Source organism: Gluconobacter sp. DsW_058 (assembly GCF_002153615.1).
In the GTDB taxonomy this organism is placed as follows: Bacteria; Pseudomonadota; Alphaproteobacteria; order Acetobacterales; family Acetobacteraceae; genus Gluconobacter; species Gluconobacter cerinus.
Genome location: NZ_JOPH01000033.1, coordinates 96,080 through 114,557, shown reverse-complemented (window position 1 = coordinate 114,557; position 18,478 = coordinate 96,080). Strand labels below are relative to the sequence as shown.

Sequence of the window (18,478 nt, the reverse complement as noted above, 5' to 3'; positions counted from 1 at the left end):
ACTCCAATCAACGCAAGGAAAATGGAATCACAGAGCAGACCTCAATACCAGAGGGTTTTTCGAACCCTCCAATTTCCTTCATTATTTTTCTTACTATTTTTTCTAATAACTGGTTCTTCTAGACCGTGATCTATCGCATTTCGGATCAAGTGCATTAAGGGCTCAGAAAGTTTTTCCAAGATTGATCGGTCAATCTCTGCTTCCTCACCTTCGATATGAAACACCACATGCTTTCCAGAAAGACGCGCTGCCTCTCTCACAATTCTGTTCATACGCTGAAAAACAGCTTTAATGGGATGCGCACGCATTGCCATTACATTTTCTTGTAACTCTTGGGTAAGCTGATTCAATTCAGAAACTGCGATATCAAGTGACGATCCGGGCAAAACATTACTTGATTGCATCTGAGTCCGTATAGCTCCCTGGTTAATAACCAGCTCGCTTACTAAATCTACGAGTTTATCTACTCTGCATGTATCAATACGAATTGTAGAATGCTCTTTATTTTCGTATTGAGAAACTCGTTTCACTAATGCAGGATCGACTAAACCATCATTTGAACTTTCATGCGTCGGGATGGGTAAAGGTTGTAATTCTAAATCATCTTTGGAGAAGGGAGATTCGATAAACTTGCAGCCAAGGTCTCCCCCTGACCACTCAAATATCTCTTCAATATTCTCCCTGGCTTCAGGTGTCCTCAGAATTATTTTCCATTTGAGATAGCATACATCTGCTTTAAAATACGTCAGAGACGGAACTTCAGTAGCATCCAATTCAACCTCAATAATTCCTTTTTTCTGTAAAAATACAAGAAAATTTATTACATCGTCACCGTTCGAATAAAATGAATATTTTGGATTTATTTCAAAAAAGAACGTGTTTTCTTTTTGATCTACGATATCTATTTTGACCGGCTGAAATTTAAATTCATCTATCTCTTCCGGTACCATGGAATTCAATATCAAATTTTGATCTGGATCGATTCCATCATTTAAATAATGGTTGAGATCAGCGTAGGTTTCATTCGAATCAGATAATGAAGTACCAAATCGATAAAATGAAACAATATCAGACAAAAAATCAGTCGCTTTTAAAAAAAATTTCGACTGAACTTTGATCAATATCAAGTAGACCTGATCGAAATTTTTCCAGTACCTCCTCAAATAAATGAGCAAGACGTACCAAATTTTCCATTCCGAACGCTGCAGCTCCACCTTTAATAGAGTGAACTGAACGAAATATCGTATTTATTTTCGACAGCTTATCCGGAGACGTCCGGATGCTTCCGAGTTCGTCTTCAAGTACAGATAAGTGCTCTTCGCACTCCTGAAAAAAAACCTGACGAATTTCTTCCAAGCCTTCTTGATCGTTCATGGTAACACTCGCTCAATAGTCTCAAGCAAGCGATCCGCAGTAAATGGCTTTAACAGCCATCCCGTGGCCCCGGATTCACGTCCTTTGTTGCGAACCTCTGAATTTCCTTCAGTCGTCAAAAAAAGAATTGGCACGTATTGCGTCTTAGGTCCGGATCGCAGCTTTTTAACAAACTCTAAGCCATCCATTCGTGGCATATTCAGATCCGTAATAATAATATTCGGATCAAATACTTCCAGCTTTTCTAGAGCGTCCAACCCATCCTCTGCAGGACAGACATTATATCCAGCTTTCTCCAATATATTTCGTAGAATATTTCGGATCGTTCTAGAATCATCAACAATCATTATATTCATTGATTATTTTCCTTCTCGAGTAGGAAGGTGCCTCCCAACAATTCGAGAGCTTTCTGGAATTCAACGGATGGATTTTGAATAAAAAAACGGACTTGGCGCCCATGAGCTGTTTTTTGAGCTGAGAGTAAAATTTCGAAACACCGCCCCCCCCAGACGTTTGACAGCGCCACCATCCAAAACAATATCTGTCGCTTGGTCTCTAAGCTGCTGCAACAAATGCTTTGCAAATGCAGTTCCCATATCCGCCGGGAGACAAAGCACTGTCATCACCGAAACTCCTCCCAGCCGTCATCAGAGGTCTGAAAATCGTGCGTTGAAAATAAAGAGGTCGCGGGAACGATATTATGATCGAACTGCGCATGAACGGCTCCAAATACGTTCCGATCGCCGACATGAAAATGATGAACAATCTGCACCAATTCTCGCGCTTCTTTGCTGAGGTTATGGCTTGCAGCCGTCGCTTGCTCGACCATTGCTGCATTTTGCTGCGTATTCTGATCCATCTGGTTTACTGCCAGGCTAATTTCAGACAGATCGTTTGCCTGGCTTTGCGCAGCAGTCGCGATTTCTCCAATTAGCACGCTGATCTCGCCGACTTTTTCAACGATGGTCTTCATGGCAGCACCAGTTTCCTGAACAAGCACCGTCCCTTTGCTGACTTGCTGCGTGCTGGACGTAATAAGATTTTTGATATCTTTCGCAGCATTGGCCGATCTCTGAGCGAGAGCTCGCACCTCTGTGGCGACAACAGCAAACCCTCGTCCAGCATCTCCAGCCCGGGCTGCCTCTACGCCAGCGTTTAACGCCAGTAGGTTTGTCTGGAACGTAATATCATCGATAAGCCCCAGAATTTGCCCGATTTGTTTGGATGATTGCTGAATATCAAGCATTGCAGCCATTGCTGCTGCCATGACATCTCGAGAACTCTCAGCGCGCTCACGCGTCTGGGTCACCACAATACTGGCATGCATTGCCGCGTCTGCGGTCTTCTTGACCGTCTCCGTCACACTTCCAACGGACTGCGTCGTCTCTTCAAGTCGACTGACCTGCTGTTCCGTCCTATGGGCAAGGTCATCGGCGGCAGACGCAATTTCGGCAGATCCAGAAGAAATTGTTCCGACGCTATCATTCAGAGACATCAGGATTCTCTGAAGATCAGTCATTGTCGCATTGAAATCTTGTCGAAGGCGCTCGTATTTTGCTGGGAACGCTTCTTCCAGTTTCTGGTCAAGGCGACCGGCTTTGAGGTTCTTTAACGCAGCCCCAAGTACGTCTATCATCTCATCGCGTGAGGCCGCCTCGGCCATCGCTTCGCTTTGAGAGCGATTAGCGTCTTCCTGAGCGTTCTTTATGGAAGCCTGCGCTTCGACAGCACGCTTTTGACTTCTCTCCAGGTCAGTTTGCAGACCGAGCAAACGTTCATGCACGCCAGCGAGATCAGGAAAAAGGTTACCAGAAGAGAAGACATCCTGAACTGCCAGTTGAGACAAGCCGTACGACAGCCGCTTGGCTGGAAGAAACACTTTCCAAAAGATCAGAATGTCGGAGAGAATTATGCCCAGAAAAACCAAAGCATCTGGCGCAAGGCAATTTAAAATTCCGTAGCCAGACATTTCGCGTACGCGCCAGTACGCTGCTCCAAACAGCAGCATCATAGGAAACGCCAGAATTACGCACAGCAGCGGTAATGTAATGCCACTGCTCTCAGGGCGTACAGGCTCGCGCGAAAAGAACATTCCAGATCACCCTGTCAAAACAGAACCTGCCCCAAGTCCGCACGGCACGAGAGGCATGAAGGGCTGTTTTACCAGTGACTGATTTATACTCCGTTAACAGCGCTGACAGGGCGTTCAGGGATTATGGCTGCGAGGCTGTACTCTGACCCGCGTCTGCAGCAGGAATATCTTTATCATGTTGAGCGTAAAGATAATCATCCCGAGAGATCCAAACCCGGTAATGCTTCAGGAAGTCACTACCAAGAAGAACATCGCTTTCTGAAAGATCATCAACAACATCCAGTCTGATGTTTCTGAAAACAATGTCCCCAATTTCCAGCGTAGAAAAGAAATGTCGGTAGATTTTTATAGGGTCTCGCGTGACCCCATAGCCAGGCATGACGGGATCATTATTCAGCATAGCCTGAGTGACCCCTGCCCTTCGTGCTGCACTCATTGTCACGAGAGTTGAGGAAGCACCTGTATCCAGGATGGCCTCGGCTGGTTTGCCATTAATCTTGATCTGGAGCCTCGTTTTCAATCCATCTGTCGAAGAGTGGGTCACGGGAATTTTGTGGACTGTTCCGTCCCACCCTGGTGTCGGAAACGAACAGTCTTCCGTGCGAACCAACTGGACAACATGATCAGGCACATCGACGATGGTATCGTAGTTTGCCAGAAATTCCTGCCCGAACAGCCCAACGACAGGCAGACCATTAGCATGCCCCCCAAACTTCCCACCGGCGATGACCGCAAAATTCTTGGCGCTGGATGGCCCCATTTCCAGGCTCTTGATGCGAACAGCCTGAACGAGTTCGCTGCCGCCTACACCCGTCATGGTACCGACCGGCCCCATGACTTCCAGTCCAAACGGCGAGATATAGGCACTCCCGATTACAGAAGTCGTAGCCCCGGTATCGACTATAAGAGCCGCCGGATGCCCATTTATGCCGGCTCGGACAATCGGCGATCCAGACTCATTGATGATGGGCATGACGCCACTGATATACAGCTTGCAATTATGAGGTCCGGTAGGTGCGCAAGCCGATAGAACCCCTGAAAGGAGTCCAACGGCTCCCAATCGCTTCAACACCCGCATTACCGCACGTACCCAATCAAACGTTTCAAACAGTTACACTGTCCGCAGGTCACGTTTCTCCTGCAAGTCATTTTTTTTGTTCGAAAAAAGCATTTTTTTAAAAAACGCTCTTGCCACCCCCAGAGCACGCTGCTAAATCACCGCCACCGACCAAGAGGAAGCCAACACGGCCCCGAACGGACGGTCCAAAGATCGCCTAAAGCGATTTGCGGGTGTAGCTCAGTTGGTTAGAGCGCCGGCCTGTCACGCCGGAGGTCGCGGGTTCGAGCCCCGTCACTCGCGCCACTCTCCTTAAAGAGTGGCCACTAAATCCTCCTCCCAAAAAAATCTACAGTAAAAACGGGATTTTCCGTCTTTTAGCTTTTAAGTAATTAGCGTTACATTTAGCTACAAAGAGCCTTTGATTTCGTAAGAAATTCTTAACCTCCCAAGCAGAAACTCTAAGCATCCTCTCATCTTCTCAGGATGCACTTATGTCTTCCATTTCTGCTCTTGGTACCGCTTCCAATATGTCGGCGCTCTATGCCACAGCAACCGGCCAGAGCTCGAACGCGTCGTCTTCCGCCGAAGAGACAACCACGACGACAAACGCTGATGGCACTGTCACCACCACAGTTACAGATTCGTCCGGCAATATTATTTCTGAAAGCACAACAAGCAGCACGTCTGGAGCCACTGACAAAAGCAGGAGCCTGGATACAATGGCCTGAGCCGACTCACTCAGGCTGTGAGGTAAACCTCCAGAACCTTATCTGGAGGTCCATCCATCCGGATTTTCCCATTTTCCAGCCAGATAACCCGCGTACACCATTTCCGCATAATATCTGGCTGATGGGTTGAAATCACCAAGATGTCCGCGTGCTCAACCATGGCTTCCAACCGTTCCCGTGCCTTGTTCATAAAGGCACCGTCCCCGGCCAAGAACCATTCGTCCATGAGCAAGATCTGCGGCGTCATGGCTGTTGCCAAACCGAAAGCCAATCGAACCGTCATTCCTGCGCTATAGGCTTTGACGGGCATATCCATATAACTGCCCAGATCAGCAAATGCCTCGACATCCTGATCCAACTGCGCCGTCTGCTGCTTGGAAAGGCCACCGTGTAGCGCAAACAGGCGGATATTTTCGCGTCCTGTCAGCTCCATGTTCATGCCAAGGCTGCTATCCAGCAATGTCCCGATTGAGCCTTCCAGGCGAACATGCCCGTGTACTGGCTCGTAAATACCCGCGAGCGAACGAAGAAGTGTCGTTTTACCGGCACCGTTTCGGCCGATCAAACCAAGCCGCTCACCCGGCGCGAGACTGAAGCTGATATCTTGTAAAACGCTAACAATAGTTCTCTCACGGCCATCCTGAACAAGATGCGCTGCCGGAGAACCGGGACGAAGACTGGATAACCTGCCCCCTACATGCCGCTTCAATGAGCGACTTTGGCCATGATACAGGGGAAAGTCGATCCGAAGCTGATCAACGACAATACTTGGCATTACATCAGATCCAGTATGGAATACGGGCACGCATACGACAGAACAATGCAGCAGCAGCAGCCCAAAGAAGGATGCCCTGTCCGATAGCAGCATACCAAAGAACGGGTCTGACCTCGTACCCCATGAGTGGGCCACGCATGACTTCAATAATGGGGTAAAAGGGATCGAGCAGCAGATATTGGCGCCCGGCATAGATCAGATCGGGCTTCCAGATCACAGGCGTGACGAAAAAGAAGATCTGCAGTAGTGACGCCATGATCGGTGCAATATCCCGAAAGCGTGCCCCCAGCATACCAATCAGCAAAATGATCGAAAAACTGTCCAGAAGCCAGAGCGGGACGCTCAGAAGCAGGCTCCAGCTCTGCTTGGGCCAGATATGATAGATGCCAAACACAACGGCAATCACGACCACGTTGTGAAGCAGCATCAGCACGTTACGGACAATCAGTCGAATAACCGGCAGTGTGGCGGGAATTCTTCTGGCATGGAATAGCGACGTACTCTGAGTAAAAGCTGTTGCCGCATCATTAATGACGCCGCTGACATACCCCCACAATACAATCGAAAGCGACAGGAATGGCAGGTAATGCGGCAGATCCATATGGAAAAGATAGCCGTAGACCACCCCCATGGCTGCCGTCATGATTGCGGTCGAAAGTGTCAGCCAGAATGGCCCCAGCACTGACCCGCGATATCGGAGCTTGATGTCCAGCCAGCCAAGAGCAACAGCCAGTGGCAGCAGCCGAAAGCCGGCCTTCAGGTCATCCAATGCGGCCCGGATACGGCCGAATCCCTTCTGGGGAGCCAGATCGAGTATGGGAGTACGGGAGTTGCTGTCTTCCATGGGCTTCTCCCTACCATGAAAGACGTTTCTGCCCACCCCTGCGGGCCGTCGAAACACCTGTCCGCAGATAAAAGAATGTTTTCCCTTGCATCTGGCCGCGTCCTCGCCGAAATGCTGCGGTCATGTCTTATGCTGTGAAGGAAATGTTCGTCACCCTCCAGGGAGAGGGTGCGCAGACGGGTCGCGCCTCGGTATTCTGCCGGTTTGCCGGGTGCAACTTGTGGTCAGGCCGAGAGCAGGACCGTGAAACGGCAGCATGCCGCTTCTGCGACACGGATTTTATTGGAACCGACGGTGAAGGAGGCGGCCGCTTTCAGGACGCTGCGACTCTGGCGGATACGATCGAACAATGCTGGCAAAGCGTCGCTGATGCTTCGGGCCGCCGTTATGTTGTGTTCACAGGAGGAGAGCCACTTCTCCAACTGGATGCGGAACTGATTGCTGCCGTTAAGGCCCGGGGGTTTGAGATTGCCGTTGAAACCAACGGAACAATCGTCGCACCGGACGGGATCGACTGGATCTGTGTCAGCCCCAAGCCGGGTGGCGCCATGGTCCAAAAAAATGGCTCGGAACTGAAGCTCGTATATCCCCAGATCGAGCTTCCGCCCGAACTGTTCGACACGCTATCCTTCCAGCACTTCTGGTTGCAGCCAATGGATGGACCGAACCGCCTGGAGAACACGCAGGCTGCTGTTGCGTATTGTCTGGCACATCCGCGCTGGCGCCTTTCCCTGCAAACTCACAAGATGATCGGAATTCCATGAGCAACGCCGCCCTTGTCCTGTTTTCTGGCGGCCAGGATTCAGCAACCTGCCTCGCTTGGGCTCTGTCCCGTTTCGATCGTGTTGAGACGGTAGGTTACGCTTACGGACAGCGACATCTTGTCGAGCTTGAGTGCCGTGACACACTGCGCGCGCAGATGGCAGCCCATTCTGCAGAATGGAAAGCAAGGCTGGGTGAAGATCATACCATTGGTCTGGCGTCCCTTGGTGCCCTGTCCGAGACCGCTCTGACCCGAGAAGCCGAAATTGGCTTCAACGAAAGTGGTCTGCCCAATACCTTTGTGCCAGGTCGCAACCTGATCTTCCTGACGTTCGCAGCAGCATTGGCTTATCGTCGCAACGTCAAGCATATCGTTACGGGCGTCTGTGAAACCGATTATTCGGGCTACCCGGACTGCCGCGACGATACAATCAAAGCACTGCAGGTTGCCCTGAACCTGGGCATGGACCGGCGCTTTGTGCTGCACACGCCCCTGATGTGGATCGACAAAGCCCAAACCTGGGATCTGACGGAAGAACTGGGTGGAAAAGCACTCGTAGATCTTATCAATCAGGAGAGCCACTCCTGCTATATGGGAGATCGCACACATCAGCACGCCTGGGGTTATGGCTGTGGCACATGCCCGGCCTGCCAGCTCCGTGCTGAAGGATGGCGCCGTTATTGCGAGAGCAAAGCATGACCGCAGAACTCGTCTTTACGCGCCGTTTCTGCATGGGCCACAGGCTTATTACTGGCACCAGTGAAAAGTGTGCGGTTCCCCATGGGCATAATGAATATGTGAAGGTTACACTCCGGCCCGTCGACGAGAAACGGCTGGATGGTCACCAGAACATGATCCTGCCATTTACAGAGGCCAAAACCCGTTGGCATGATTTCATAGACAACAGTCTCGACCATGCTTTGCAGCTATCGGAGCAAGACCCGTTGCTGGCATGGTTCCGGGATCACGAGCCTGAACGCGCACGCAGGATCGTCGTCACGCCAGGCGACCCTACGACCGAAGTCATGATCGCGCTTCTGCTTGCCAAGCTGACAGCCATTCTAGCCGATCAGGGCGGAAAGCTTCGTGTTCATGAAATTGAGCTTGAAGAAACCCCGACCAATACGGTCAAGCTCAGCGGCGATCCCTCATTCTATCTTCCGCAAGTCGAGCGCGCTGCCCAAGCCTGCTGGTGGAACCGGGCAGACATGAGCATATCGGATCTTTAAAGCCTGTCAGCTTCGCAGAAGAGACAGGATCTCCATGCGGGCTGCATGATCATGCTTCCAGGTTCCACGGGCAATCATTGTAACCGTAGTGGAACCAGGCGAGCGTACACCGCGCATACTCATGCACATATGCTCGGCTTCAATCACAACGAGAACAGCTTCCGGCGCCAGCACATCCTCCATGGCCTGCGCGACCTGATCGGTCAGGCGCTCCTGCAACTGGGGACGTCGAGCAAAACCTTCCACAACGCGCGCCAGCTTACTAAGGCCCGTCAAACGCCCGCCTGCCGGCAGATAGGCCACATGCGCCTTACCATGCACCGGAAGAAGGTGATGCTCACACATGGAATGGAAATGGATATCTTTGACGATAACAGCACCATGATGCTGGTCTGCTGAGAACTGCGTCTTCAGATGATCGCGCGGGTCTTCATACAGACCTTCGAACACTTCCAGATACATCTTTGCCACGCGCTGAGGCGTGTCATGTAAGCCCTCGCGTTCCGGATTTTCCCCGATCGCTTCCAGAATTGTACGAACTGCGCCCGCAATCCGCTCCTGCGCATCGGCAGGCCGAGACAAGCCTTCGAGCGGACGCAGATCTTCATTGCTGGCTTTTGCAGCCGTGGCGTTCCGGTCAGTCATGTCGGGTTTCAGGCTCCTTCGTTTCCCGAAGCGGCACGATCCGGGTCACGCCGGGTCACATCTCCGCTGGTTCGAGGCAGGACTGCTAGCGCGTCCGCCACCCGACGTCCACCAATCACACGCTCTGCCGCTATTTCCGCCAGAGGCTCGAGAACAAACGCCCGCTCAAACACATGACGATGCGGCAGCGTCAAAATACGGTCAGAAATATTGCATTCATCATAATGAAGAAGATCAATATCGATGGCCCGCGCGCCCCAGCGGACACCCGGCAGCCGACCCAACTCCCGCTCAATCCGCTTACAAATCGCCAGCACTGCATGAGGACGCAGCGTTGTCTGACCCGTTACACACAGATTGACGAATCCCGGCTGATCGATCCCACCCCACGGCGCACTATCGTACAAGGAGGAGACGCTCAGAAGCTGCAAGCCACTCTCCAGAGACAGGCAATCTGTTGCGGCTGCCAGAATTGCCTCACGGTCCCCCAGATTGGCGCCCAGCGAGAACGCAACCTCATGAACCCGCTGGCGCTCAACTGTCGTCGCGGTTTCCGATACCGGATAGGGCACAGGTGCAGACGGCTTGCGCACGGTCACAAACACCTGCTCAACACGCCCCAGTCGCTTCAAGACCTCATCAGCAATCCGTCCCGCCAGGGCCTCTATCAGGCCCATGGGCTTTCCGGTCACGATGTCAGAAGCGATATCGCACAAAGTGCCGTAGCAGACGGCCTGAAGGTAATCGTCTGTTTCGATAGCCCCTGAGAGATCTGCACGAATCTCGATATCAATGATGAAGCGTTGCCCGATCCGGTTCTCTTCCGGCAACACGCCATGATAGCCGAACAGACAAAGATCCCGAACAAAGACGGCAGTCAGCGGGGCGGTAATCATTTACAGTCCTTCAGGATCTGGCGCATTGCCAGCGCATCTGCATGCTCCCGAACGTCATGAACACGCAGAATATCAGCGCCAGCATCTGCACCGAAAAGATTGGCAGCCAGGGTTCCCGCCAGCCGTTCATCTACAGGACGCCCTAGCAGATATCCAAACATAGACTTCCGGGAGAGACCCAGAAGGACCGGCAGACCATACTCCTGTCTCAGAATACCAAGGGAGGCCACGGCCTGGACGTTCTGATCCTGTGTTTTTCCAAAACCAATTCCCGGGTCCAGAATCAGGAAGTCTTTCTTTACCCCGGCCTTTTCAGCCAAATTGAGTGAATGATCAAAAAACCGGCGCCAGTCCGCCAATAGGTCCAGTTGATCATCACAATCGTGCCGGTTGTGCATGAGAACCGCCGAAGCTCCCCTGTCTGCCACCACGAACGCCATATCTGGATCGGCCTGAAAGCCCCAGACATCATTGATAACTCGTGCGCCCGCCTGAAGAGATTTCCGAGCGACCACGGCTTTCGTTGTATCGACCGAGATTGGAACGCCCTCGGGCGCAAGACGGTTAATAATCGGCTCAAGCCGTGCCCATTCTTCATCGGCCGGCACTGAGCGAAAACCGGGTCGCGTTGACTCCGCCCCGATATCCAGAATATCGGCACCATCAGTGAGCATGGACCGGGCGTGTGCCAGCGCTGTTTCCGGGGCCTGAAAATGACCGCCGTCAGAAAACGAATCCGGCGTAACATTCAGGATACCCATCAATAAGGGCTGTCTTCCTGAAGGGGAGCCAGAAAGACGTGAAGTGCTATTTTCAGACGGAAACAGAGAGAACAGTTTCGATATACCTTGGTGCGAGAAGAGCCGGAGAATCCCAGCTTCTTCAACTGTAAGAGACCTGCATCGTAGTCCGTCCGCATGTGAACGGACAGTGGCGAAGTTTTCGCCTTGCTACATGGAAGACGATCTTCACGAGAACGCCTCCATGCTCATATGGCACTCAATTACGGCACTAATTGGGATCCGAAATTTACGCTTTTCACATTCCCTGCAACGGCCCTTCCGGCACCTACGAACTTCTCTTAAGAATTCAGGATTTTCTAGCCTGCTCCAGAAAGGCTTCCATCTGCTCTTCATTAAGAGCTCCCGGAGCGACGGCAGCCGAACCGAAAATAAACGTCGGCGTCCCGTCAAGATTGATCGCACGCCCCTGATCCAGATTGGTCGTGATCAGAGCGACAGTAGCAGGCGAGCTCATGTCTGCTTTCAGGCGATCGGCATCCAGACCGTTTGCCTTCGCAAGCTCCGTAATCCGTTCCATGGTCGGCTTGGTGGTATCCGCCATCAGGGCCTGACGCATCACGTCATATTTCCCCTGCGCGCTGGCAGCGAAAATGGCCCGGCTATCCAGCACGCTGCCGCTTCCCAGAACTGGAATAACCTTTTCAACCAGACGGACATCCGGATGACGTGCCAGGAAACGATCAACTTCCGGCATCATGGCCCGGCAATATGAGCAGCGCGGATCAAAGAATTCCACCACGGTAATTTTTCCGTGCGGATTACCGCGAACAGCATAGTCAGGAGCCGTCTGCAACTCATGCAGATGCGTTTTTACAGCCTCAAGAGCCGAATCCTGTTTCTGCTGCTCCGCTTTCTCTCGCAGGGAGCGGATGGCATCCGTCAGAATGGAAGGATCTTCTTTCAGAGCCTGCCGAAGGATCTGAACCACTTCGGCACGCTGTGCAGGCGTAAAGTTTTCTGAGGGGCTTCCCGAAGCGGCCATCGCAGCATTCCCGTAGGAAGAAAGCGCAGCAAAAACGGCGAAAACCGTTGCGGACAGGCGATGTTTCACAGAAGGCTCCGGATTGCAGAAGACGCGGCACCGTAACTGTCCGCGGCCATTAATGAAAGACTGTCACAAAGAGAAGCGCCCAAGACCTCTCCCACAACAGAGGGATTACCGTTATGACTGAGCAAACTGAATGTGAGGTCTCTTCCGAATGGGGAGCATCTCACTTGCCGGACCCGAGACCAGATAGTGGAGAAACGCCAGGTGGCGCACCGTCGAAACCAGATTTCCCTCCGCGGCTCCCGTAAGGCAGGCCGCGTGTCGTTCCACCTTCTGGCTTCGGTAGCCTCAGGGCTCCTGCTGACTGCCTGCTCAAGCATTCCTGGCTTCACGTCCCTCGTGGGCACAGCTCCTGCCCCGGCTCTCACAGGCAGCATCGGCACAGTGGTCGCTGATGAACCACAGGCAGCACTTGTTGGCCACGATGTTCTGGCACGCAAAGGCAATGCTGCAGACGCCGCAGTGGCCACAGCCATTGCCCTTGGTGTGACCCTTCCTTCCCGCGCGTCTCTGGGCGGTGGAGGCGCATGCCTCATATCCCAGCCCGGCGCCCCTGCTCAGAGCATCAGTTTCCTCCCCGCTGCGGGAAGCAGTGCTGGTGGCAATCGCCCGGCATCCACGCCTGCCACGCTCCGCGGCCTGTTCCTGATCCATCACCATTATGGCTCGGTTGAATTCAACGACCTGATCGCTCCCTCGATGAACCTTGCCAGCAACGGTATCACCGTGAGCCGGGCTCTTGCCTCTGATCTGGCGGTCGTACGCACTGCCCTTCTGGCTGACGAAAATGCACGGGCAATCTTCGGTCGTGGCGAAGCTGGAACCCTGACTTCTGGCGATACTCTGATCCAGCCTCGTCTGGCTGGCTTCCTGGAACGGGTTCGGTCCGCAGGCGTTGGCGATTTATATAACGGTGCGTTGGCGGACGTTTACAGCACAGCCGCTCAAAAAGCTGGTGGGGGCCTCAACACCAGCGATCTACGCAGAACGCTGCCGGTTGAGACAGTTGCTCTCACCACACAAGCCAACGGCATCAGCGCTTCGTTCCTTGCGCCACCCGCTGATGGCGGCCTTGGCGCAGCCATTCGCTATACGACCGGTTCATCTGCCCAGGGCGCTGTCAGCGCCTGGCGCGCTTCGGGCGCAACGGATGTCGCTGCCGCACAGGCAGCTCTGGATAACGGCAAGACAGGAGGTAGCGCTCTTCCTGCACTTCCAGCCTCCACATCCTTTGTCGTCACAGACCGTAATGGCATGGCCGTTGCTTGCAGCCTGAGCGAGAACAATCTGTTTGGAACAGGCCGTATCGCTGGCAGCACGGGCATCGTACTTGGTGCATCTCCCGCCGCGACACCTCGCCCCCTCCTCGCAGCGGCAATTCTGAGAGACCGTCGCGGATTGAAGGCTGCGATTGCGGCGTCTGGCCAGAATGATGCTGCGGATGCTGTAGGCGATGCGGCACGGGCTGCAACTCAGGGGGCAGAAATTGCCCATTCCGGCGCAGGTCGCGTCAACGCAGTAACATGCACTGACGGCAATAACTGCCACGGAAACACCGATCCGCGCGGCGCAGGCCTTGCCGCGGGAACAACGAACTGATTACCCGGTAAAGCTTCTTACAAGGCTCCCCGCCACCAGTGACCAGCCATCGACGATCACAAAGAAGATCAGTTTGAAGGGCAAAGACACTGTGCTGGGGGGGAGCATCATCATGCCAAGGCTCATCAAGACACTCGAAACAACGAGATCGATGACGAGGAATGGCAGATACAGCAGAAATCCCATTTCAAAACCGCGCCGCAGCTCTCCAATCATGAAAGCCGGCACAAGAACACGCCACGGTGTGTCCTCAATTTTTTGAGGCGGCTTTTCATGGGCAATGTCCAGAAAGGTTGAAATGTCTGCAGGCCGTGCCGTAGCGGCCATGAAATCATGAAAAGGCTGCGCAGACCGGCTTAACCCTTCCATCTCACCAACCTGCCCCGCCATCATGGGAGCGACGCCTGTATCCCAGGATTTCTGAAGCGTAGGCTGCATCACAAATAACGTCAGAAAAAGCGCCAACCCGATCAGAACGGTGTTCGGCGGCGTGCCCTGCGCGCCGAGTGCGCTTCTGAGCAACGACAATACAATCACGATCCGCGTAAAGGCTGTCACCATCACCAGAAGACTGGGGGCAAGCGACAAAACGGTGATGAGGGCACTGAGCTGCACCAGCCTGCTGGTCGTTCCAGCCCCGCCGGACTGCCCCAGATCAATACTGACGGCCTGAGCATATGCCAGATGCGGGCACAACAGACAGAGCAGGAGCGCAAAGAGGAGAAGGCAGGACTTCACGAGGCCTCCTCCAGCGCTGCAGCAAAACCGGTTCTGTCACCATGCCATTCCAGCAGCACATCCTGACTGCCACCAGTCAAAACCAGAACTTCGCGGCTACCGTACCGTATGACTGAAAGTCGCCGGGTGCGATCCAAGGCCATCTGTCCCACAAGAGACAGCCCCGCACCGGACTTTCCATGCCCTCCCTGGCGAGAGCGGACGGCCTTCAGCAAAGGCTTCAGACCGACAAGAAGCACTATTATGAACATTAACGCCGAACAGGCAGTTAAACCGTCATGGAGGGTCATGGCACCGTATTTCCTTCACTTTGGAAAAGAGTGCCGGACAAAGATTAATAGACGCCTAATAGCGGCTGGAATTCTGCTCATCACGCGCCCGATTATCATCGGAGGCCGGAGAATCATGGATGGTATCAACCATTCGTTAAGCACTTTCCGCCATGATCAACTCTATCGGGCCGAAACAGGGTTCTGCATGGAGGGAAACTGCAGCAATGCGCAACACGGACACCAAAGCGACCAGTGGCACAAACCTGTTTGCCCTTGGTCAGGACCGTCTGAACTGGCTTCAGGCGCGTCAGCAGGTTCTTGCAGGTAACATCGCCAATGCAGATACCCCTGATTACACGCCCAAGGATGTCTCCCCTTTTGAAGCGGCATTAAGCCAGTTCGAGATCACGCCCACAGCGACGCAACCTCAACATATCGGCTCATCAGCCTCCGTCACGCATGTGCAAGACGTTGAAACCGAGCAGTCTCTGGATGGCAACCAGGTTTCCCTCGATCAGCAGATGGAACAGGTGGCAGACGTGAGCGACCAGCAGCATCTCGCAGTCAATATCTACGGAAAATACATGAGCATGTTTCAGACAGTTCTCGGCAAATAAGGGGAATTGACCCATGAACCTCTCCAACACCATCGGCATTTCTGCCAGCGGGATGGATGCTCAGGCCCAGCGCCTGCTGATTGTGGCCGAAAACCTTGCCAACCAAGACACGACAGGCTCCACACCTGGCGCGGATCCCTACCGACGAAAAACCATCACCTTCGCAGAACACGTGGACAACGACACGGATCGTTCCACCGTCGATGTGCAGGAAATCGGCCGGGACATGTCTGACTTCCAGACGAAGTATGACCCGTCTCATCCAGCGGCCAATGCACAGGGTTATGTGAAAATTTCCAACGTGGATTCAATGGTGGAGATGATGGACATGCGCGAAGCCGAACGCTCGTACGAAGCCAACCTCAACACCATGCAAAGCACCCGTACCATGCTGTCCCGCACACTGGACCTGTTGAAATAACTCATGATTACGTCCCTCTCCCAAGCGCATAGCGCATACGCCCAAAGCCTTCAGAGCCGCTTTCAGACAGGAGTGACGGACGACGTTCCTGATGGCACGGCTGCCTCAGGCGATTTCGGCTCTGTCATGTCGCAGGCGGTCAGCAGCGTCATCAACACTGGCCATGATGCAGAAGCACAGTCTGCTGCCGGACTGCATGGCGGCGGGGACATGACCCAGATCGTCACAGCCGTATCCAACGCCCAGCTCGCGCTTCAGACGTCCACGGTTCTTCGAGACCGAATGGTGCAGGCGTACCAGGACGTTATGAAAATGACGATCTGACCAATGCAGGCAATCGATCTGGGCGCAATTCTGGAGCAGACCTTCATTGTCGCCCTCAAACTGAGCGCTCCGGCTCTCCTCACTGCGCTGGCCGTTGGCCTGTTGGTGTCACTCTTTCAAGCCGTCACGCAGCTGAATGAGAGCACATTGTCCTTTGTCCCCAAAGTAATCGCCATCGGTGTTGTCATGGTGATGGCAGGCTCCTTCATGACGGCAACCCTACTGACGTTCACCCGACATCTGTTTGATCAGCTCATTCTCGTCGGAACAACGTGACATCGTTTCCTTTTCCAACGGATCTGTCAGGACAGGCTCTGACAGAATGGGCCTTGGCGTTTGTGCTGGTTCTTTGCCGAACGGGTGCGACGGTCATGGTGATGCCAGGACTGGGGGAACAGTCGCTCCCCATGATGATCAGAGCAGGAATTGCTCTGACGCTTACCTTTCTGATCCTTCCCTTGGTTCTCCCTTTGCTGAACACTTCGCAGCTCGACACGCTCGGCCCGATAGCGCTCGCAGGAATGATATCTGTGGAGCTTTTCGCTGGCCTTCTGATCGGATGGATTGCACGCCTGATTACGATGGCGCTCCCTATTGCCGGTCAGATGATCGCCATGTTCATCGGTATTTCCAGCGTGCTCCAGCCAGACCCCGACCTTGGCTCCAGTAGCTCAGCGCCCGCACGCTTCATGAATCTGCTCGCCCCTCTGATCCTGTTGAACACCGGTGCCTACCTTTTGCCAATTCACGCAGTAATTGGCAGCTACAGCCTCATTCCGCCGGGAGGGGCGCTCATGAACCATGCTGCAGTTCCACACTGGCCCATTCTGGGAGATGCGGCGCGCAGTATTATTCAGATGACGGGTAAGGCATTTTCCCTTGGGCTAGAGCTTAGCGCTCCATTTCTGATCCTGTCGCTCGTCTGGGAAATGATGCTCGGGATCATGACGAGGCTGCTCCCAAATCTGCAAATTTATAATGCCGCCAACCCTTTACAAATGTTGGGAGGCATTGCGCTCCTGGGGTTAACACTTCAGGCTATGCTGACAGTCTGGCAAGGACAGGCTTTCGATGTGCTCCGTGCACTGCCAGGGCTTTGACGCGTGGCAGACGCAGAAGACAGAACAGAAGCCCCTTCGCAACAAAGGCTCCAGAAAGCCCGAGACGACGGACAAATCGTTCTTTCTCGAGAAGCCATGAGCTTTACTGTCCTGCTCGGCGGCCTCCTGGGTATTTTCGCGCTTCTTCCGTTTTTTGTGCCCAACTTTGTGCACAACATGAAAAGTCTCATGGACAATGCCGGAACCATTTCGATGGTACAGGGCGGCCTTCTTTCCACAACGCAACACACCATCACCGCAGGCCTTGCACTCGCCCTTCCCATAGCAGGGCTTATCACGGCACTCACGCTCGGTGTGGGTTTCCTGCAAACCGGCTTTCTGATTCATCCCGGATCATTACTCCCCAAGATGTCCCGTGTTTCTCCTATGGGAGGTCTTAAGAGGATTTTGGGCGGCGGGACCTTGCCGGATACATTCAAAGCGCTCGTCAAACTACTTATTTTCGTAACTGTACTCTGGCACCTGGCGAAAGGCATTATCCCTGACGCCCGGAGTATGACAGGCCTCAACGCAAGCGCCATTCTGACGACTGTTATTCGTCTGGGGCTCAGTGGCGCCACAGGCATGATTTTGGCTCAACTTGTGATTGCTGGAGGCGACATCTTCTGGATGCGCTTTCGGCATACAGCCAAACTCAAAATGAGCCGGGAAGAGCTCAAGGAAGAATACCGAAATACTGAAGGCGATCCGCACGTTAAAGGAAAACTGAAAGCGATGCGCGCCAAGGTAGCCAGGCAGCGCATGATGGACGCCGTAAAAACCGCTACGGTCATTGTGTCCAATCCAACGCACTATGCCGTCGCACTTGTTTATGAAAAGGGGGCATCAAGTGCCCCTAAGATCGTTGCCAAAGGTGTTGACGAGGTAGCCGCGCGCATTCGCGAACTAGGACAGGACCATCGCGTACCCATCGTAGCGAATCCTCCTTTGGCCCGCGCTCTTTATCCCTTGCCTCTCGAAAGTGAAATTCCGGCAGAGCATTTCAAGGTCGTGGCCGCAGTCATCGCTTATGTATGGAAACTCAGAAGGCCAGCCGGCAACCATTCTCCGATCAGATAAAAAGAATCTTCTTTTTTCTAATGCTACCCCCTTGGCGAAGCCGCTTGTTCTCATGATATGGTGACCAGAA

Annotated in this window: 24 protein-coding genes and 1 tRNA gene; 12 read left to right on the top strand and 13 right to left on the bottom strand. The window is 53.3% G+C overall.

Annotated elements, in window-relative coordinates:
- Positions 1-41: 41 nt before the first annotated feature.
- From HK24_RS06690 to HK24_RS06665, 5 genes are all read right to left on the bottom strand, one after another.
- Complete coding sequence (locus HK24_RS06690) at positions 42-1,076, bottom strand: hypothetical protein (RefSeq protein ID WP_143412301.1); 1,035 nt, start codon at positions 1,074-1,076, stop codon at positions 42-44.
- Between the two features lie 4 nt (positions 1,077-1,080).
- A complete protein-coding gene (locus HK24_RS06685; RefSeq protein WP_086633803.1) occupies positions 1,081-1,374 on the bottom strand; it encodes an Hpt domain-containing protein in 294 nt (97 codons plus the stop codon).
- Positions 1,371-1,730, bottom strand: coding sequence for a response regulator (locus tag HK24_RS06680; RefSeq protein ID WP_086633802.1), 360 nt, complete (start codon positions 1,728-1,730; stop codon positions 1,371-1,373). The genes HK24_RS06685 and HK24_RS06680 overlap by 4 nt, the downstream gene beginning before the upstream one ends.
- A gap of 266 nt (positions 1,731-1,996) precedes the next feature.
- Complete coding sequence (locus tag HK24_RS06670; RefSeq protein ID WP_233126153.1) at positions 1,997-3,466, bottom strand: methyl-accepting chemotaxis protein; 1,470 nt, start codon at positions 3,464-3,466, stop codon at positions 1,997-1,999.
- Positions 3,467-3,587: 121 nt separating this feature from the next.
- Positions 3,588-4,439, bottom strand: coding sequence for a retroviral-like aspartic protease family protein (locus tag HK24_RS06665; RefSeq protein ID WP_233126152.1), 852 nt, complete (start codon positions 4,437-4,439; stop codon positions 3,588-3,590).
- A gap of 313 nt (positions 4,440-4,752) precedes the next feature.
- On the opposite strand from HK24_RS06665, the gene HK24_RS06660 reads away from it, so the two are divergent.
- Positions 4,753-4,829, top strand: a tRNA-Asp gene (locus HK24_RS06660).
- 188 nt (positions 4,830-5,017) lie between these two features.
- Positions 5,018-5,254, top strand: coding sequence for a hypothetical protein (locus HK24_RS06655; protein WP_086633800.1), 237 nt, complete (start codon positions 5,018-5,020; stop codon positions 5,252-5,254).
- Positions 5,255-5,264: 10 nt separating this feature from the next.
- Here HK24_RS06655 and HK24_RS06650 read toward each other — a convergent pair whose 3' ends face one another.
- Complete coding sequence (locus tag HK24_RS06650; protein ID WP_086633799.1) at positions 5,265-6,029, bottom strand: ABC transporter ATP-binding protein; 765 nt, start codon at positions 6,027-6,029, stop codon at positions 5,265-5,267.
- Positions 6,030-6,033: 4 nt separating this feature from the next.
- Positions 6,034-6,873 carry an ABC transporter permease gene (locus HK24_RS06645; RefSeq protein WP_046900057.1) on the bottom strand — a complete coding sequence of 280 codons (840 nt, stop codon included), beginning with the start codon at positions 6,871-6,873 and terminating at the stop codon, positions 6,034-6,036.
- Between the two features lie 122 nt (positions 6,874-6,995).
- On the opposite strand from HK24_RS06645, the gene queE reads away from it, so the two are divergent.
- From queE to HK24_RS06630, 3 genes are read left to right on the top strand one after another with little or no spacing between them, the layout of a single operon-like run.
- Positions 6,996-7,637 carry a 7-carboxy-7-deazaguanine synthase gene (queE, locus tag HK24_RS06640; RefSeq protein WP_086633798.1) on the top strand — a complete coding sequence of 214 codons (642 nt, stop codon included), beginning with the start codon at positions 6,996-6,998 and terminating at the stop codon, positions 7,635-7,637.
- On the top strand, positions 7,634-8,335 hold the full coding sequence (gene queC / locus HK24_RS06635; protein WP_086633797.1) for a 7-cyano-7-deazaguanine synthase QueC: 702 nt from the start codon (positions 7,634-7,636) through the stop codon (positions 8,333-8,335). Before queE ends, queC begins: the two co-directional genes overlap by 4 nt.
- Positions 8,332-8,865: a 6-carboxytetrahydropterin synthase gene (locus HK24_RS06630; protein WP_086633796.1), complete on the top strand. Its 534-nt coding sequence runs from the start codon at positions 8,332-8,334 to the stop codon at positions 8,863-8,865. Before queC ends, HK24_RS06630 begins: the two co-directional genes overlap by 4 nt.
- Before the next feature lie 6 nt (positions 8,866-8,871).
- Here HK24_RS06630 and folE read toward each other — a convergent pair whose 3' ends face one another.
- The 4 genes from folE to HK24_RS06610 all read right to left on the bottom strand — a co-directional run bounded on the left by folE (position 8,872) and on the right by HK24_RS06610 (position 12,260).
- Positions 8,872-9,510, bottom strand: a complete 639-nt coding sequence (folE, locus tag HK24_RS06625) for a GTP cyclohydrolase I FolE (RefSeq protein ID WP_046900061.1) — start codon at positions 9,508-9,510, stop codon at positions 8,872-8,874.
- 8 nt (positions 9,511-9,518) lie between these two features.
- Complete coding sequence (gene folK, locus HK24_RS06620) at positions 9,519-10,406, bottom strand: 2-amino-4-hydroxy-6-hydroxymethyldihydropteridine diphosphokinase (protein ID WP_086633795.1); 888 nt, start codon at positions 10,404-10,406, stop codon at positions 9,519-9,521.
- Complete coding sequence (gene folP / locus HK24_RS06615; protein WP_086633794.1) at positions 10,403-11,167, bottom strand: dihydropteroate synthase; 765 nt, start codon at positions 11,165-11,167, stop codon at positions 10,403-10,405. The genes folK and folP overlap by 4 nt, the downstream gene beginning before the upstream one ends.
- A gap of 328 nt (positions 11,168-11,495) precedes the next feature.
- Positions 11,496-12,260, bottom strand: a complete 765-nt coding sequence (locus HK24_RS06610; RefSeq protein WP_198942080.1) for a DsbA family protein — start codon at positions 12,258-12,260, stop codon at positions 11,496-11,498.
- 201 nt (positions 12,261-12,461) lie between these two features.
- On the opposite strand from HK24_RS06610, the gene HK24_RS06605 reads away from it, so the two are divergent.
- On the top strand, positions 12,462-13,856 hold the full coding sequence (locus tag HK24_RS06605; protein WP_198942079.1) for a gamma-glutamyltransferase: 1,395 nt from the start codon (positions 12,462-12,464) through the stop codon (positions 13,854-13,856).
- On the opposite strand, the gene fliP is transcribed toward HK24_RS06605, so the two are convergent.
- Both fliP and HK24_RS06595 read right to left on the bottom strand, forming a co-directional pair.
- Complete coding sequence (gene fliP, locus HK24_RS06600; protein WP_046900066.1) at positions 13,857-14,594, bottom strand: flagellar type III secretion system pore protein FliP; 738 nt, start codon at positions 14,592-14,594, stop codon at positions 13,857-13,859.
- Complete coding sequence (locus tag HK24_RS06595; protein WP_086633792.1) at positions 14,591-14,884, bottom strand: flagellar biosynthetic protein FliO; 294 nt, start codon at positions 14,882-14,884, stop codon at positions 14,591-14,593. The genes fliP and HK24_RS06595 overlap by 4 nt, the downstream gene beginning before the upstream one ends.
- Before the next feature lie 206 nt (positions 14,885-15,090).
- On the opposite strand from HK24_RS06595, the gene flgB reads away from it, so the two are divergent.
- From flgB to HK24_RS06565, 6 genes are read left to right on the top strand one after another with little or no spacing between them, the layout of a single operon-like run.
- Positions 15,091-15,483 carry a flagellar basal body rod protein FlgB gene (gene flgB, locus HK24_RS06590; RefSeq protein ID WP_086633814.1) on the top strand — a complete coding sequence of 131 codons (393 nt, stop codon included), beginning with the start codon at positions 15,091-15,093 and terminating at the stop codon, positions 15,481-15,483.
- Between the two features lie 13 nt (positions 15,484-15,496).
- Positions 15,497-15,904, top strand: a complete 408-nt coding sequence (gene flgC / locus HK24_RS06585) for a flagellar basal body rod protein FlgC (RefSeq protein WP_086633791.1) — start codon at positions 15,497-15,499, stop codon at positions 15,902-15,904.
- A 3-nt stretch (positions 15,905-15,907) separates the two neighbouring features.
- Positions 15,908-16,228 carry a flagellar hook-basal body complex protein FliE gene (locus HK24_RS06580; protein ID WP_046900070.1) on the top strand — a complete coding sequence of 107 codons (321 nt, stop codon included), beginning with the start codon at positions 15,908-15,910 and terminating at the stop codon, positions 16,226-16,228.
- A 3-nt stretch (positions 16,229-16,231) separates the two neighbouring features.
- On the top strand, positions 16,232-16,504 hold the full coding sequence (locus HK24_RS06575) for a flagellar biosynthetic protein FliQ (protein ID WP_086633790.1): 273 nt from the start codon (positions 16,232-16,234) through the stop codon (positions 16,502-16,504).
- On the top strand, positions 16,501-17,328 hold the full coding sequence (locus tag HK24_RS06570; RefSeq protein ID WP_086633789.1) for a flagellar biosynthetic protein FliR: 828 nt from the start codon (positions 16,501-16,503) through the stop codon (positions 17,326-17,328). Before HK24_RS06575 ends, HK24_RS06570 begins: the two co-directional genes overlap by 4 nt.
- 3 nt (positions 17,329-17,331) lie before the next feature.
- Positions 17,332-18,408: a flagellar biosynthesis protein FlhB gene (locus HK24_RS06565; RefSeq protein ID WP_086633788.1), complete on the top strand. Its 1,077-nt coding sequence runs from the start codon at positions 17,332-17,334 to the stop codon at positions 18,406-18,408.
- Positions 18,409-18,478: the final 70 nt, after the last annotated feature.

Bases quoted from the DNA above. Each gene is read 5' to 3' on its own strand.
- HK24_RS06650 (WP_086633799.1), bottom strand. From the start codon at position 6,029: ATGCCAAGTATTGTCGTTGATCAGCTTCGGATCGACTTTCCCCTGTAT.
- HK24_RS06630 (WP_086633796.1), top strand. From the start codon at position 8,332: ATGACCGCAGAACTCGTCTTTACGCGCCGTTTCTGCATGGGCCACAGG.
- queC (WP_086633797.1), top strand. From the start codon at position 7,634: ATGAGCAACGCCGCCCTTGTCCTGTTTTCTGGCGGCCAGGATTCAGCA.
- folE (WP_046900061.1), bottom strand. From the start codon at position 9,510: ATGACTGACCGGAACGCCACGGCTGCAAAAGCCAGCAATGAAGATCTG.
- HK24_RS06685 (WP_086633803.1), bottom strand. From the start codon at position 1,374: ATGAACGATCAAGAAGGCTTGGAAGAAATTCGTCAGGTTTTTTTTCAG.
- queE (WP_086633798.1), top strand. From the start codon at position 6,996: ATGTCTTATGCTGTGAAGGAAATGTTCGTCACCCTCCAGGGAGAGGGT.
- HK24_RS06595 (WP_086633792.1), bottom strand. From the start codon at position 14,884: ATGACCCTCCATGACGGTTTAACTGCCTGTTCGGCGTTAATGTTCATA.
- HK24_RS06655 (WP_086633800.1), top strand. From the start codon at position 5,018: ATGTCTTCCATTTCTGCTCTTGGTACCGCTTCCAATATGTCGGCGCTC.
- flgB (WP_086633814.1), top strand. From the start codon at position 15,091: ATGCGCAACACGGACACCAAAGCGACCAGTGGCACAAACCTGTTTGCC.
- HK24_RS06580 (WP_046900070.1), top strand. From the start codon at position 15,908: ATGATTACGTCCCTCTCCCAAGCGCATAGCGCATACGCCCAAAGCCTT.
- HK24_RS06670 (WP_233126153.1), bottom strand. From the start codon at position 3,466: ATGTTCTTTTCGCGCGAGCCTGTACGCCCTGAGAGCAGTGGCATTACA.
- HK24_RS06680 (WP_086633802.1), bottom strand. From the start codon at position 1,730: ATGAATATAATGATTGTTGATGATTCTAGAACGATCCGAAATATTCTA.
- folP (WP_086633794.1), bottom strand. From the start codon at position 11,167: ATGGGTATCCTGAATGTTACGCCGGATTCGTTTTCTGACGGCGGTCAT.
- HK24_RS06665 (WP_233126152.1), bottom strand. From the start codon at position 4,439: ATGCCCATCATCAATGAGTCTGGATCGCCGATTGTCCGAGCCGGCATA.
- flgC (WP_086633791.1), top strand. From the start codon at position 15,497: ATGAACCTCTCCAACACCATCGGCATTTCTGCCAGCGGGATGGATGCT.
- folK (WP_086633795.1), bottom strand. From the start codon at position 10,406: ATGATTACCGCCCCGCTGACTGCCGTCTTTGTTCGGGATCTTTGTCTG.
- HK24_RS06645 (WP_046900057.1), bottom strand. From the start codon at position 6,873: ATGGAAGACAGCAACTCCCGTACTCCCATACTCGATCTGGCTCCCCAG.
- HK24_RS06575 (WP_086633790.1), top strand. From the start codon at position 16,232: ATGCAGGCAATCGATCTGGGCGCAATTCTGGAGCAGACCTTCATTGTC.